Here is a 13,999-nt window from a genome sequence, read left to right as displayed (position 1 = left end):
AGAGTTCTGTGGATAACAGGATCAGGTAAGGCGCGACGAAGGCCCATTTTTCGTCGCTGACATCGGTGGGGTTGCGGTCTGCCATAGCCAGCAAATCTGAAGGCTATGGCATGGTTCAGAATAGGTTCTAGCCTGGGTGAAATCAGCCCCACTATGAGCCGCTGCAGCAGCAGGTTGGCAGAGTTGTTGGTTTTGCGCCAGCTGCAGCATTAGTTGTTCTTGGTTTTCTGCCGCTCAAACAGCAGCCCCATCTCTTCGATGCTTCGCTGTCGTTCGGCTTGTACGTAGATCGACGTTGTCTGCAAGGACGCATGCCCGAGCACCCGTTGCAGGACATCCAGTGGTAGCCCCTTAGCCACGGATAGTGTCCCAAAAGTGTGACGAAAGGCATGAACCCCCCGCGTGGCCAAACTTTCCCGCTCCGCGTCGCTCATCGCGATCTTGACGTCATCGGCGACCTGCTTGAGTGATCGTGTGATCAGCCGACCCAGTCCATCGACCGAGAAGCCTTTGCCCTTGTTGTTGTCGCCGGCCAGATGCTTGCGGATGGCCTGAGTCGTCGGTGGGATCACAAGCGGAGACAAAACGAAGCCGTCCTTCTCTTGGTCATCACCTCGATCGCACCAGTGCGTCTGCAGAGCGTGCACAACCTCACTTGGCAGAAATACGGTTCGCCACTTTGATCGCTTGCCGAGCACTGCGAGTTCGTAAAGTGCGTGGCCCTGGATCTTCTTCAGGTTCTCCCGCTTAGCGGTTGCGGCCTCTTCCCGCCTCAGGCCAGAGTGTCCAATAAGCAGGAGGGCCGCCTTGGCGAGACGTAATTGTCCCTTGTGCTTGGCCTCCGCGTTCCTGATTGCTTGGTCGAGGTAGCCGTCGGTCCCTGCCAGCGCCGACCACAGCGCTTCGGGCAAGGCCTTGTCGATCTGCATCGGAAGCAAGGCCACTTCAGTTACCGGGTTGCCAATAGCGACCCACGGGTTGCCGCCGAGATAGCGAACATTGACCAGCCACGCGAAGAAGGCCCGGATTACCGTGATCGCGTAGAGCTGGGACTTGGGTGACAGTGTGCCTTCGAAAGGTTTCCAGCGTACGGACCAGCGCGACGTCTTGGGACCACACCAGGTTGGATCCGGCTCAGCTAGAAAATCCTTGAAGGCCTCGCTGTCTTCGACGAGCAGGCTGGAGAGCGGTTTTTTGCGCTTATAAATTGACCACAAGAGCAGGCGTTCAAGCTCGCGCCGGTAGGCCCGACGGGTTTTTTCCTGTGCGCGGAATTTGATCAGGTAGCTTTCGATTGCCTCCAGATCGTTGCGGGCCTCGATTAAGCTGAAGTGCGGGGCACGGTTGAGTCCCTGACTGCCGTCGAGCTCGCCGGGTAAAAGCATTCCCTCGAGGGGGACAAGAATCGGGTTCGATGGCCGTAGTGTGATGGGAACCAGGTTACCGGTCATCGGCACCTGTTTGGTGTCTTCAACGGACAAGACGCCCAAGGTTTGTTCGTGTTTTGTGAGCCAGCGAAGGAGGGCGCCCGCTTTGCCTTGGCCCAGGCGTGGGATCGGTCGCCACCAGGTGGGGCCGCGGGCCTCGATGAGGGTCAGGAGATCCTGCAGCGTCCGGACGCCTTCGTTGCGCAGATGCCGGGCTACCCGAGGTTTGAGCCAGGCACTCAAGGCATCCTGCCGTTGCGGCTGGGAGGACGAGAACTCGGCAGCCTGGAATAGATACTTCAGGGCGACCTGAGACCACCGGGCTGACTTTCTGGCATTGCGGAGGCCTTCTGCGCTGTGTGGGTTGGCAACCGAGGCCCGTTCGACAAGGTGATCGCGCATCGCGTCGAGACGGTCCTGCAGGCCGGCCAGCGTCTCGCAACCGAGGGCCTCCAAGTCTTCCTCTGTGTAGTAGTTCGAGGCGATAAAGGCTATTGGTAGTTTATTGAGCGAGGCCCGGAGCGCGGTGAAGTCTGCACGTGTGTAGCGCGGGATGGCGGATGCGACGTCAATGTTTTGTGCCATGGCGAGCTACTTGAAAGCCGAAAAGCTGGATTTTATCCAAAAAATACAAGCCTGCTAATAACAATTAGCAGGCTTGGATGAGCTGGGAAACAGACTATGGACCTCTGCGCTAACAGGTGTGATGGGTACGTGGGGTGTTCAAATCAGCATGATCGTGTCGCTGTAGCGAGCCACCGTGGCGTCATGCGTCATCAGTCGCAGCGGTTCGACCAGGGCCTGGGCTACGAGAATGCGGTCGAACGGGTCGTGGTGATGAGCTGGGAGCGTCTGGACCGCGACTGCGTGTTCGGCATCCACCGACAAAAAGCGATAACCAGACTCCTGGAAATACCTTAGTGCGTCCGTCCCCGACACGGGCATGTCGCCTCGCCCGAGCGAGTGCTTGATGGCGATTTCCCAGAGGCTTGCTGCGCTGACCCAAACGGTTGTCTTCGGCGACTGGATCTGCTCGCGGGCCTTTTGGGGCAACTTCGGACTGTCGGTGATGGCCCAGAGTGCCACGTGGGTGTCGAGTAGCAGGTTCACGGCATCTCCCCGTCCGCAAAGAGCCGTGCAACTTCGTCGTTATGGAGGTCGATGCTATCCGGTACTTGGAACAGCCCCTTGGCGACGCCCAGACGGTTTCCGGCGGGGACGGAATCGATTGGCACCAACTTGGCCGCCGGGCGACCGTTCCGCGCAATGATGATCTCGCGCTCCTTGCCCTGCTCGATGGCTTCCACCAAGCGGGATAGCGAGGATTTGGCTTGCAGCATATTGACGGGGTGCATGCGATCTCCAGCAATAAAATTTTTAGACTAGTCTAGTCTAGCTAATTGATAAAATCAAACAATCCGACGCCGGGAAACGCATGTCTTCATGCCAGCTGTACTGTCAAGGTAACCCGCTGTCAGCATCATTCGGCTAGATACCCGTTTTGCCTCCGCGCATGAAGCTTTCAATTGACCGGACCGACGGAGCCAGCGAACCTCCCGGTCGGTCAGGTCATGTTTCTTCTGGATCGCGGTTTATGAGAGAAAAAATGGGTGATAAAGGGAGTCCCTCAGCAAGCCTCCGGCCATCGTGCCAACGCTGCTCACACGGCACGCAAGTTCGTGAAGCGGCGGATCGGCCCATTCCGATCTCGCGTGGGAACGGTCGCTCTTCAGGGGGGCCAGCGCCTTCTTAAATTCGCTAATAAAATAATTCGTAGTAAACTTAATTAGTGCCCAGCGCTAATTAAGCGGGCTTAACTAAGGATCCTATGGCCGACAACCCGACAGGACTGGACGCGAACCCGAGGATCGGGCGCTACGTCTCCACCGTCGCCTTCGACGAGATCGTCAGGGCTTATGTCCCTCCCCCGCTCCCGCCGAATCCGCCGCTTGAACTCTCCCCGCGCCTGCTCCAGCGCCTGAGCGAAGCGGACCGCGCGGTCGGCCGTCTTGACGGTGTGGCGATGCTCCTTCCGGACAAGGCTCTCTTCCTGTACATGTACGTCCGCAAGGAAGCGGTTCTGTCGTCCCAGATCGAGGGGACACAGTCGACCCTCGACGACCTTCTGCAGTATGAAAATGCCGCCTTGGCCGGGAAGCCGCTCGACGACGTCACCGAGGTTTCGAACTACGTGGACGCGATGATGTATGGCCTCGGCGTCATCAGGGACCCGAACGGGCTCCCCCTCTGTCTCCGCCTCCTGAGGGACATGCACGCGCGCCTGCTTCAAAAGGGCCGCGGGGAAGCCAAGAACCCGGGAGAGTTCCGACGTTCTCAGAACTGGCTCGGCGGGACCAGACCGGGGAATGCCCAGTATGTGCCGCCGCCAGTCAACGACATGGACGCGTGCCTCGGCGACCTCGAACGTTTCCTGCACGACGACTCCGAGTGCATCCCGCCGCTCGTTAAGGCCGGCTACCTGCATGTGCAGTTCGAGTCGATCCATCCGTTCCTGGATGGCAACGGCCGCCTCGGCCGCTTGCTGATCGCCCTGTTTCTGGTCGAGAAGAAGGTTCTCCACGAGCCGTTCCTGTACCTCAGCCTCTATTTGAAGACGCATCGGGAGGACTACTACCGCCTCCTGCAGGACGTCCGTATCCGCGGTAATTGGGAAGCCTGGACGGAGTTCTTTCTCACCGGAGTCGCCGAAACGGCCAACAACGCCTACGAGAGCGCGATGCGCATCGTCACGCTATTCCGGTCAGACAGGGAACGGATCGCCGCGTGCGGCGAACAGACCAACTCCATGCTCCGCATCCACGAACTGCTCCAGACCCATCCGTTCCTCAACGCCTCCCAGACACAGGAGAAGGCGGGCCTCAGCGCCCCCACGGTCAACAAGGCATTCGAGGCCCTGGAGGCTTTGGGCGTTGTTCGTGAGATCACAGGGAAACAGCGTGGACGGGTGTTCGCCTACGCGGAATTCCTGAAGATACTTGAGAGCGGGACGGAAGTGCGTCCGGCGCCTGCGTAGCGCCGCCCTGCGCGTTTCTCCGTCTCATGTCGGTCGGACAGCCGGCTGTAAGCAAAAAACCAAGCTCCTCCGCCTCATCGGAGCAGGGGCATTTAATTACTGAGGCTCCCGAACTTCGGTGAGTCCGGGCGAGTCCAGCCTCGTCCGTAGTGATTCCTAATGCCTTGCGGCACCCGACCTCACCGTTTCCTCATACTCTCGATGTTAGCTTCAATCAGCGGACTCAAGAAGTACTCAATGACCCTGTGTTTCCCGGTCCATGACTTTACTTTGCAGACTGACACTTGCCTATTGAAGCTTTTACCATGCTTTAAGAATGCGCTACAAAGCAATGAAACTTGTGGGCAATGGAAAGGTTTGCCGGGCGCTTACCCTACACAGTGCAGGTGAATGTTTCAGCGACCTCAGCTCGGTCTATGCGGCGGTTCGCTCAGCGGTAATCGGCATGATCGCGGAGTAGTCTCCGTAGCCATCTGGCCAAGGCGTAAGTATCTCGAATCCGCTCTTGGTGACGGCCACCATATGCTCCCACTGGGCCGAGAGCGAGCGGTCCTTGGTAACGACAGTCCAGCCATCCGGTAGGTGCTTTATCGCGGCTTTCCCCGCATTAATCATGGGTTCAATGGTGAACACCATACCTGCCTCAAGCTTCAAGCCCGTGCCTGGCCTTCCATAGTGGGGAACATGAAGGTCATCGTGATATACGGTTCCAATGCCGTGACCGCCGTACTCACGAACAACACTAAACCCCTCCCGATGAGCGACGGTCTGGATGGCATGACCAATATCCCCAAGCGTCGCCCCTGGGCGGACTTGCTCAATGCCTGCTCGCATTGCCTCGTAGGTCGTGCGAACCAGGCGTTTCGCCAGGATGCTCGGTTCTCCGACAAAGTACATGCGGCTGGTATCGCCAAACCAACCGTCCTTGATGATGGCGACGTCGATGTTGATGATGTCTCCGCTCTTCAATTTTTTATCGGAAGGAATCCCATGGCAGATGACATGATTGACCGAAGTGCAAATAGTCTTCGGATAGCCGTGGTAGCCGATATTTGCCGGAACAGCTCGTTGCACGTTGTCGATGTAGTCATGGCATAGCTTGTCTAGCTCATCGGTCGTCACGCCTGGCTTCACATGGTCGGCAATCATCCGCAAAACATCGGCGGCCAACATTCCAGCACGCCGAGCCATGGCGAGCTCTGCCGCAGATCTGATGGTTACACGTTTGGAGTCTGTCATGCAGCCCTCGCCGATAACGAAGCAGGAAGGTCTAGGTCTGGCTTGGCCGTCGCTTGGTGTTCGGCTTGGATGAGTAGCTGGCAAATTTCACCATAGCGAAGGTTTGGGTTCAGTTCCGAAAGCATGCCAACACGGAGCCAGTGTTCTGCTTGAGCATTGATGGAGCGGCTCAACGCTCCGCTGGTCAAGCGCAGGTTCTCATGCATATGTTCTGATATTTTGACGATTCCCACAGCAGACACCTTTTATACGGTTTATAGTCAAACTATATACTACCAAGGCGTGTCAAAAATGACCATAGTCCTCGGCCTGCTGGACGTCTATTGGCGGCTACTTGGCGGTCTTTTGGACGAAGGTCGACTTTGAGCACCGAAGCGACCGTCCCCTCTTCAGATTCATTGCCGGAAAGCGGTCAGTCATCACTGAATGCCACATGCACTCAGCCGACCTTACAGTCGCTCCGCCGCGGTTTGAAGTCATCGATGCTATGGGCATGGACTTCAAGCAGAAACCAAGAGATGAGCCCTAATATCCGTCAAAAGAAACGCTACGCTGTCTAAGCGCTTCTTACCTCAACTACAAGGGCTTTTTCATTCCTGCTTCTGATTTCTTGTCGTCATCAACGAATGCGCTGCAGTCGTGGTGCACGAAAGTGAAGCAGTTTAAATAGGAGTAGGGCTCCAAATACCTAGCGCTTTGCGAGGTGTTCCGCGGCAAGCTTTATCCAGGGATCATCGGTAAGTTTCCCGTTTTGACGCACCGCAGGCACGTGTGGCATCGCAAGATCCGGTTGGACCCCCTGCCCCGCCCATGACTTGCCGGAAGCAGTGCTCATGACTGCTGTCGTGAGTTTGAGCACGTATTGATCCTTCATGGGAAGCAGTGTCTGAAAACTGCTGAGTCCAAACGTTGCCTGGCCGATGACATAGGCCCGCCCGGCTTCCTGGAGGGCGGCTACCGCCACCTCGGCTCCCGAAACCGTCCCGTGGTTGACCAGAACAACCAATGGGATTTTTTGAGCTGCGGCCCTCAAGGTCACATCCTCGAGGAGGGGGCGTGGATCAAAGGTCTTCGAGCTTGCATCCGACAGGCTCGCGCGATACGTCTGCTCCCCCTCTAGACGGGAAACCACGGTCATCACCACCGCATCCTCGGGGAGAAACACTGCCGCCAGGGCAATGGCCCCATGGAGCAGGCCGCCGGGGCAGTCGCGCAAATCGACAATGATTCCCTTCACAGGCTGCAATTGCAGGACCAACAAGGACTGGAGCGCTTCCGCCAGTTCCACGGACAGACTCGCACTCAACTGCGGAACCCGTACGTAGCCCAGTTTCCCATCTATCAGTTTGGCCGTGATGTTGGCCTGCCGGATGCGCTCCCGTCTGACCTCAAGCCGCAGCACCTCGGACGATTTCCACAACATGACTTCGAGTGATGCCACAGACCCTACCGGGCCCCGCAACACTGACGCCATTTCGGGGAGCGACATGGACGCTGTCGGTTTGCCGTCGATCGCGATGATTAGTGTGCCTGCGTCGATACCTGCTTGGGCGCTGGGCCCGCCGCCCATCACCGAAACGATCTCAGCGCCAAGATCGGATTTCCTCACCTCCAGACCGACAGTGCCCTCTCCCCGGGACTCCGTGAGGCGATCAAAATCCTGGGGGCTCAGATAGGCCGAATGGGGATCAAGCCCGCCGACCATGGCGCGCAAACAAGCGTCAACCTGAAGCCGGACTGGCGTGTCGGGAATCAGGCTTGCCGCAGCGACACACCGGCTTACCGCTGCCTTCAAATCAGGAGCGGGATGATAGCCCTTGCGAATTGCCTGCAGAACGGACGGCACCCTGGGATCGCTTAGCAGCCGCTGTACGATGAGATTCGTCTCCGGTGAGTATTGAATCTCGGCAAACACGGGGGTCGCCAATGTAAAAACCGCCGCACCAATTCCCCAGGTCTTCACGAAGAGCATTGGTCTGCACCTGGAAAATATGACATTGAAGATAATATCACCGAACAAAAGCTGATACAAATCATGCCTAAAAATCAAGGGTGATAGGCTCGATTTAATTCGAAGGATATGCTAAATCGCTTGCCGGACTCAGTCGTCTGAGAATACTCGTTGAATGAATGTCATATCGTTGGAAGCCTGAAGTCAGCCTCCCGCTGAGGCATCAGGGGATTCCGATGCTCACTATGAAGACGTGAGGCTCTGGTGGCGTGTCTCTGTTTGCAGCCGGTAGCAACGTACCCTGCATCCAGCCTCGTACGCATCAAACCGATTTATCTGGCCACCTACCCGCATCCCCGATCAACTCCATGTCTGGCTGGCCCAGAACGACGGCGCGGACGAGTCGGCATGCATTCTGTGCTTCATCCATTTACCGGACCAGCACCTGCAGGAATAGGACTCATGGTCTGTGTTCCGGGTTTTGTTCGGGCAGGCACTGTCAGCATTCGACAGTGCCACCATTTTACATGATAATAAGAACCATTCCCATTCGTATAAAGCCGGCGACGCGCTTCCATGCCTACGCATTTCTATACCGAGCTGGTCAATTTTTTCTCTCGTACCCTGCGCGACCGCGATGTGGCCACGGATGTGGTGCAGGAAAGCTACGCCCGTGTGCTGGCTCTGGAGAGCCAGGTCGCGATTCTCGACATGCGCGCCCTGCTCTACCGGACCGGTAAGAACATTGCGATCGATGCGGCTCGGTCACGCCAGGCCGAATTGCGCATGATCGACACGTTGATGCTGATCAGCCCGAATGAAACGCCCTGCTTGGAGCGCATCGTCATCGCACGCCAGGGATTGCGACAGTTGGCCGCCCGCCTTGGTGCAATGCCGCGCAAGCGGCGCGAGGCTTTCATCCTGGTCCGCATCTACGGCTTTACACATGCAGAAGCGGCAGTCCACCTCGAAACGACGCCGGTTTCCATCGAAAAACACATTGTCCGGGCAATTTGCACGCTGCTGGCACAGGGAGCCTAAGATGCCAACAACCCAACAATCCCGCCAGCGCCTGTTCGAGCATGCCCTTCTGCTCATCGTCCGGCAGCACGGCGCGGCGCCCGATGCAGCGTCGTTCGCCACCCGTGAACTGGCCGTCTGGCGAAGCCGCGATGCGGCGCACGAAAGTGCCTGCCTGGCAGCGCTGGAAGCCTGGCAGCAAACCGATGCAAGTACGCTGCGCGACGAATTTTCCTTGCCGCCCTCGGCTACCTCGCAAAAGCGGCAGACCCGGCGCCGGCTGATCGCCCTGCTCGGTTTCGGTGGAGTACCGCTGGCATCGGGAGGCATAGGCCGGAGATTTTGGTTACAGCCATCGTTCACCTTGCTCGCCAGCACCGGCAAGGCCCAGATCGAAACACACGAACTGCCGGATGGCAGCCGTCTCAATCTGGCGGCGCGCTCCGAGGTGGCAATTGCTTATCACCGTAATCGGCGACTGGCCAATCTGGTTGCCGGCGAGGTTTGCTTTGACGTAGCACCGGATGCCCAGCGGCCATTCGAAATCGAAACGCGTCACGGGCGCGTTCGCGTGCTGGGCACTGCATTTTCCGTCAGCTTGCTGGAAGACGGCCTGCGCGTTGCAGTAGCGCGTGGGCGGGTTGCTGTCTGGCGGGCCGGGCAGTCGCCAAACGTAGTACCTGACACCGAACTAGGTGCCGGTGACGCAGTATTCGTCTCGACAACAGGTGAACTACGGAACAGCCGCGTCGTGCCGGAAGATATTGGTGCCTGGCGGCAGGGCTGGCTGGTTTTCGAGGGCATTCCGCTCGACAAGGCCGTCGACCGCTGGAACGACTACCTGGCCAACCCGCTGGAGATGGAACGTCGGCCAGGATTGGCGAACATGCGGCTGACAGGCAGCTTTCCGATCGACAATCCCCTTGCCTTCCTGAAAGCGCTGCCGCGTACCCATCCGGTCGAGGTCATTGCGCACGGAAACGGACGTTTCTTGATCCGCCAGCGGTCGTCTGCATCCCGCGACGAAAAATAATTGTCCGGTAATTGCCCCCGCGAACGTCTTCACGTGGAAAACCACTTAAGAGGACCTTCGACATGCCCACTGTTTCGCCCATCACACACCTGCCATTTCGCCGACGTTTACTGCCGCTCGTCTACACCGCCGCACTTGGCACGTTGGCCATGCTGCCGTCCGCCCATGGCCAGACAGCCGCAACGGCAGCCCAGCAATCCTTTTCACTGACGGTCCAGCCGCTCGGTCAGGCCTTGAATGCGCTGGCTCGCCAGTCAGGTGTCGCCATCTCGGCCGATGCCGCCCTGATTGCAAATCACAACGCACCGGCGCTGCAAGGGTCGATGACGCTGCGCGAGGCCCTGCAACGCTTGCTCGCCGGCAGTGGCCTGATTGCCGTACCAACCGGTTCGGCCTGGACGATCCGCTCGGCCGGCGTTACCGACGACGGCGCAACGCTGGCACCGCTGACCGTCACTGCCCGGGCTGACCGCTCAACCACCGAAGACAGCGGCTCCTACACCACCGGCAGCATGCAGACCGCCACCCGCCTGCCACTGTCGATTCGCGAGACACCGCAATCGGTCAGCGTCATCACGCGTCAGCGAATGGAAGACCAGGGGCTGACGCAATTGCCTGACATCATCCAGCAGGTCGCTGGCCTGACCATGAGCCAGTCGGGCAACCAGGGTTCCGATTCGTCACCGATCTATTCGCGCGGTTTCGCTGTGGAAAATTACCAGGTCGACGGGGTCGGCCACCTGCATAGCAACTATGCCGACATTTTCCAGAGCAACGACATGGTGCTCTACGACCGGGTCGAAGTAGTACGCGGTGCAACCGGTCTGATGAACGGCATCGGTACGCCAAGCGCCACGATCAATCTGATCCGCAAAAAGCCGACGGCCGCATTCCAGGGCTATGCCAAGGTCGAAACCGGCTCCTGGGACCGCTACCGCCTCGAAGCAGACGTTTCGTCGGCACTCAATGCTGCTGGCACGCTGCGCGGACGCGGGATCGTTGCCTGGCAGGAAAACGATTCCTACATCAACCGCCTGAAGGAGAGCAAGAGAATCGTCTCCGGCATCATTGAGGCGGATTTGGCGCCGAACACCCTGCTGACCGCCGGGCTCACCTGGCAACAGCACCGTGCAACCGGCCACACACGTGGCGGACTACCGCTGTTCAACAGCGACGGAACGCGGACCAACTGGCAGCGCTCTGACTCTGCCGCTGCCTCATGGGCTTACTCCGAGCGGGAAAACCTGGCCGCCTTCGCAGCACTGGAACACCGCTTCGACAATGACTGGAAGGTCAAGGGAACCTACTCCTACGACCGCACAAAATTCGACGAACAACTCGGCTACGCTGCCGGCGGCAGCCCGAATAAGGCAACCGGGGCCGGCGTCTCGCTGTATGCCGGGCGCTGGGGCGGCCCACCGACCCAGCATAGCCTGGATGTTTACGCGAGTGGCCCATTCACCCTGTTTGACCGCAAGCACGACCTGGTGTTTGGCGCCACGGCATCGCGCACCAAGCAGGATGCCGACTCCTACCATCTCTGGTATGTCCTTCCTATTCCAAATATTTACACCTGGAACGGCAATACACCGGGCCGGCCGGACAACTCGGCGAAGGGCGATTTCAACTACACGGAAAAAACCAACAGTGCTTACGCGACGGCCCGCTTCAAGCCTTTCGACCCCCTGTCGATTATCGTCGGGGCGCGCACGACAACCTGGGCAGACGAAACGTATAACCGCAACTACGCTACCGGCGTCTCTTCGTAAGCACCCGGCCAACCCATCTTGACCGAGAACCTCAGGGCGTCGTTGCGTCAGCCCGCCTCCACCGATGTGGCAACAACTCCGCAATCCGGCTCTGCGGCTGAGTCGGCAAGCGGGTGAGTACGTCCTTCAGATAGGCGAAGGGCTCGTGCCCGTTGAGGCGCGCCGACTGGATCAGGCTCATGATCGCCGCCGCCCGCTTGCCGGCGCGCAGCGAACCCGCAAAGAGCCAGTTCTTGCGGTTATGCTGAACTTGGCATAAGCGCAATTATGTTCAGTCCGTAATTATGTTGAGTCGCCGGCAGCGTGGCCTGAAATGGCAGTGGCCAAGCTGTCTGCCGGCCGCAGTAGCGGGTCTCGCCTACGCATAATCATTGGTGGTTTCCTGTGGCTCCCATGCCTCACTCCAGGAGACCACCATGCCCACCGACCTCTGCTTGGCGCACCTTGTCCGCCGTGACTGGCTGACGGACGGCCCGCTGAACAAACTCATCGATTTGTACATCGAGGCGCTGCAGAACCGGCGCTATGCCAGAAACACCCTCAGCGCCTATCTGCGCTGCCTCGCGCATTTCAGCTACTGGATGCGGGGTGAAGGACTGAGTGCCGCGGGTATCGATCGAGCACTCATCGAGCGCTTCCTGCAGCATCACCTGCCGACGTGCGCCTGCCCAGCACCTTGCCGATCCGATTTGAAGGAGATGCGGGCGGCTCTCCATCATTTGCTGGACCTGCTCCCCGGAGCGGATCAGGAAGAGGCTACGACGTCGGCTTGCATTGCAGCCGAGCTTGGGCGCTTCGACGATCATCTGCGCCACACCTGCGGCTTGGCACCGCTGACCTGCACCTATCGTTGCCGGCACGTCGCGGCATTCCTGGCCAGTTGTTTCGGGACTGAGCCCCTTGAGATTGGACGGCTGACTGCTGGTGATATTGATGCCTTCCTGAAGGGCTTGGCTGCCCGCTGGAAACCCGCCTCACGCAAGGTGATTTGCACGAGCTTGCGCAGCTATTTCCGCTTCCGCGCCCTGCTGGGCGACGACACCCGCTTACTGTCCGCGTCGCTGCCGGCCATCGCAAACTGGCCACGTCGGCATCCGCCGAAGGTCCTCACGGATAGCCAGATTGAGCACTTCCTGCACGCCTTCGATCTGACTGATCCGGTCGGCTTGCGCGACCATGCCATCGCCCGCTGTCTGCTCGATCTGGGCCTGCGGGGCGACGAGGCCACGCATCTGACGCTGGATGCCGTGGATTGGCGCAACGGGATCGTGACGCTCCACCGGACCAAGAGCCAGCGTGCGCAGCATCTGCCCTTGCCGGTGCAGACCGGCGAAGCGCTTGCCCACTATTTACGGGAAGGACGTCCGCAGACGGATAGCCGCGTCCTGTTCATTCGCCACCGGGCCCCCTTCGGTGTCCCTCTTGGCGTAGCGGCCATCCGCAACGCGATGAATCGGGCCTTTGCCCGCTGCGCTCTGGCGGATCGGTTCTGTAATACTCACGTGCTTCGGCGCTCAATGGCCACCCGGCTGCAGAAGACCGGCGTGTCGATCAAGGAGATCGCCGATCTGCTCCGCCACCGGGATGTGAACACCGCCAGGGTGTATGCCCGCGTCGACCTGGAACGCCTGCGAACGGTCGCCTTGCCTTGGCCGGGGAGCGCATCATGAGCGCAACCATGACTTGGGCGGCCCGGGTGGAGGCCTACCTCGCTTATCGTCGCAGCTTCGGCTTTGATCTCTCGGTCGAGGGCGGCCAACTCGGATCGTTCGCCCGCTTTGCTGACCAACGCAGAGCCGAACGGCTCACGCTGGAACTGGCCACCGACTGGGCACGCGCCTCACGTCATCCCCGTCCAATCAGCTGGGCGCGCCGCATCGAGGTGCTGCGCGGCTTTGCCGCTTTCTGCCTGCGCACTGATCCGGGCACGGTCGTGCCCCCGCCAAAGCTCTTCGGCCCAGCCCATCGACGCCTGGTGCCGCATATCTATACCGCCGAGGAACTGCAAAGTCTCCTCGAAGCGACCGACCGCCTGGGCCCACCCGGCAGGCTGCGCCCGGCCACCTGCCGGACTCTCTTCGGCCTCCTGGCAGCAACCGGATTGCGCATCTCCGAAGCGCTCAAGCTGACCCGGGCCGATGTGAATCTTGAGGCGGGCGTACTCGATATCCGGGATGCCAAGTGCCACCAGCGCCGCTTCGTTCCCCTGCATGCGAGCGTCACTCCGCATCTCCAAGCGTATGCGCAGCTGCGGGACCAGCTCGTCCCCGGCTCGGGCTGCGATCGCTTCTTCCTACGTGACGATGGCCGGGCCCTTGATCAGCGGAGCATGCTGTACGCGCTGCACCGGGTGTGTCGCCAGTTGGGCTGGCAGGTGCGCGGTGATCATGCCCATCACCGGCTGCACGATCTGCGCCACACCTTCATCGTACGTAGCGCACTGCGCCTCTACGAGCAAGGGGGCGACGTCGAACGGGGCCTGCCGGACCTCTCGATCTACGTCGGGCACGCCAGGGTGGTCGATAC

12 protein-coding genes and 1 pseudogene are annotated in these 13,999 nt (G+C 59.6%); 6 read left to right on the top strand and 7 right to left on the bottom strand.

Annotation, left to right across the window (positions count from 1 at the left end; genetic code table 11):
* Positions 1–209: 209 nt before the first annotated feature.
* From ETQ85_RS22065 to ETQ85_RS22055, 3 genes are all read right to left on the bottom strand, one after another.
* Positions 210–2,012, bottom strand: coding sequence for a phage integrase family protein (locus ETQ85_RS22065; protein WP_148581220.1), 1,803 nt, complete (start codon positions 2,010–2,012; stop codon positions 210–212).
* Positions 2,013–2,150: 138 nt separating this feature from the next.
* Entirely contained in the window at positions 2,151–2,537 is a 387-nt protein-coding gene (locus ETQ85_RS22060; RefSeq protein WP_148581219.1) for a type II toxin-antitoxin system VapC family toxin, read from the bottom strand.
* A complete protein-coding gene (locus tag ETQ85_RS22055; RefSeq protein ID WP_148581218.1) occupies positions 2,534–2,782 on the bottom strand; it encodes a type II toxin-antitoxin system Phd/YefM family antitoxin in 249 nt (82 codons plus the stop codon). The genes ETQ85_RS22060 and ETQ85_RS22055 overlap by 4 nt, the downstream gene beginning before the upstream one ends.
* 473 nt (positions 2,783–3,255) lie before the next feature.
* On the opposite strand from ETQ85_RS22055, the gene ETQ85_RS22050 reads away from it, so the two are divergent.
* The gene (locus ETQ85_RS22050; RefSeq protein ID WP_148581217.1) at positions 3,256–4,461 is read left to right on the top strand and encodes a Fic family protein; all 1,206 of its coding nucleotides are present in this window, start codon (positions 3,256–3,258) and stop codon (positions 4,459–4,461) included.
* A 414-nt stretch (positions 4,462–4,875) separates the two neighbouring features.
* Here the strand turns inward: ETQ85_RS22050 and map are convergent, their stop codons facing one another.
* The 3 genes from map to ETQ85_RS22035 all read right to left on the bottom strand — a co-directional run bounded on the left by map (position 4,876) and on the right by ETQ85_RS22035 (position 7,672).
* Positions 4,876–5,700, bottom strand: a complete 825-nt coding sequence (gene map / locus ETQ85_RS22045; RefSeq protein ID WP_148581216.1) for a type I methionyl aminopeptidase — start codon at positions 5,698–5,700, stop codon at positions 4,876–4,878.
* Complete coding sequence (locus ETQ85_RS22040) at positions 5,697–5,933, bottom strand: ParD-like family protein (RefSeq protein ID WP_148581215.1); 237 nt, start codon at positions 5,931–5,933, stop codon at positions 5,697–5,699. The genes map and ETQ85_RS22040 overlap by 4 nt, the downstream gene beginning before the upstream one ends.
* Before the next feature lie 455 nt (positions 5,934–6,388).
* Positions 6,389–7,672 (bottom strand): S41 family peptidase, encoded by a 1,284-nt coding sequence (locus tag ETQ85_RS22035; RefSeq protein ID WP_148581214.1) that lies wholly within the window; start codon positions 7,670–7,672, stop codon positions 6,389–6,391.
* A 555-nt stretch (positions 7,673–8,227) separates the two neighbouring features.
* On the opposite strand from ETQ85_RS22035, the gene ETQ85_RS22030 reads away from it, so the two are divergent.
* The 3 genes from ETQ85_RS22030 to ETQ85_RS22020 all read left to right on the top strand — a co-directional run bounded on the left by ETQ85_RS22030 (position 8,228) and on the right by ETQ85_RS22020 (position 11,473).
* Complete coding sequence (locus tag ETQ85_RS22030; protein ID WP_148581213.1) at positions 8,228–8,692, top strand: sigma factor-like helix-turn-helix DNA-binding protein; 465 nt, start codon at positions 8,228–8,230, stop codon at positions 8,690–8,692.
* Positions 8,598–9,704, top strand: coding sequence for a FecR family protein (locus ETQ85_RS22025; RefSeq protein ID WP_148581212.1), 1,107 nt, complete (start codon positions 8,598–8,600; stop codon positions 9,702–9,704). The genes ETQ85_RS22030 and ETQ85_RS22025 overlap by 95 nt, the downstream gene beginning before the upstream one ends.
* A gap of 62 nt (positions 9,705–9,766) precedes the next feature.
* On the top strand, positions 9,767–11,473 hold the full coding sequence (locus ETQ85_RS22020) for a TonB-dependent siderophore receptor (RefSeq protein ID WP_148581211.1): 1,707 nt from the start codon (positions 9,767–9,769) through the stop codon (positions 11,471–11,473).
* A 31-nt stretch (positions 11,474–11,504) separates the two neighbouring features.
* Here the strand turns inward: ETQ85_RS22020 and ETQ85_RS22015 are convergent.
* A pseudogene (locus ETQ85_RS22015) lies at positions 11,505–11,711 on the bottom strand (transposase domain-containing protein); the annotation flags it as partial.
* Between the two features lie 178 nt (positions 11,712–11,889).
* Between ETQ85_RS22015 and ETQ85_RS22010 the strand changes: the two are divergent.
* Complete coding sequence (locus ETQ85_RS22010) at positions 11,890–13,143, top strand: site-specific integrase (RefSeq protein WP_148581210.1); 1,254 nt, start codon at positions 11,890–11,892, stop codon at positions 13,141–13,143.
* The coding region (locus tag ETQ85_RS22005) for a tyrosine-type recombinase/integrase (RefSeq protein WP_148581233.1) at positions 13,140–13,999 on the top strand (860 nt) is incomplete at its 3' end. The genes ETQ85_RS22010 and ETQ85_RS22005, both read left to right, overlap by 4 nt.

It is taken from the genome of Zoogloea oleivorans (genome assembly GCF_008107625.1).
GTDB lineage: Bacteria > Pseudomonadota > Gammaproteobacteria > Burkholderiales > Rhodocyclaceae > Zoogloea > Zoogloea oleivorans.
The sequence above is the reverse complement of the archived record's forward strand: the minus strand, read 5'-3'. Positions and strand labels throughout refer to the sequence as shown.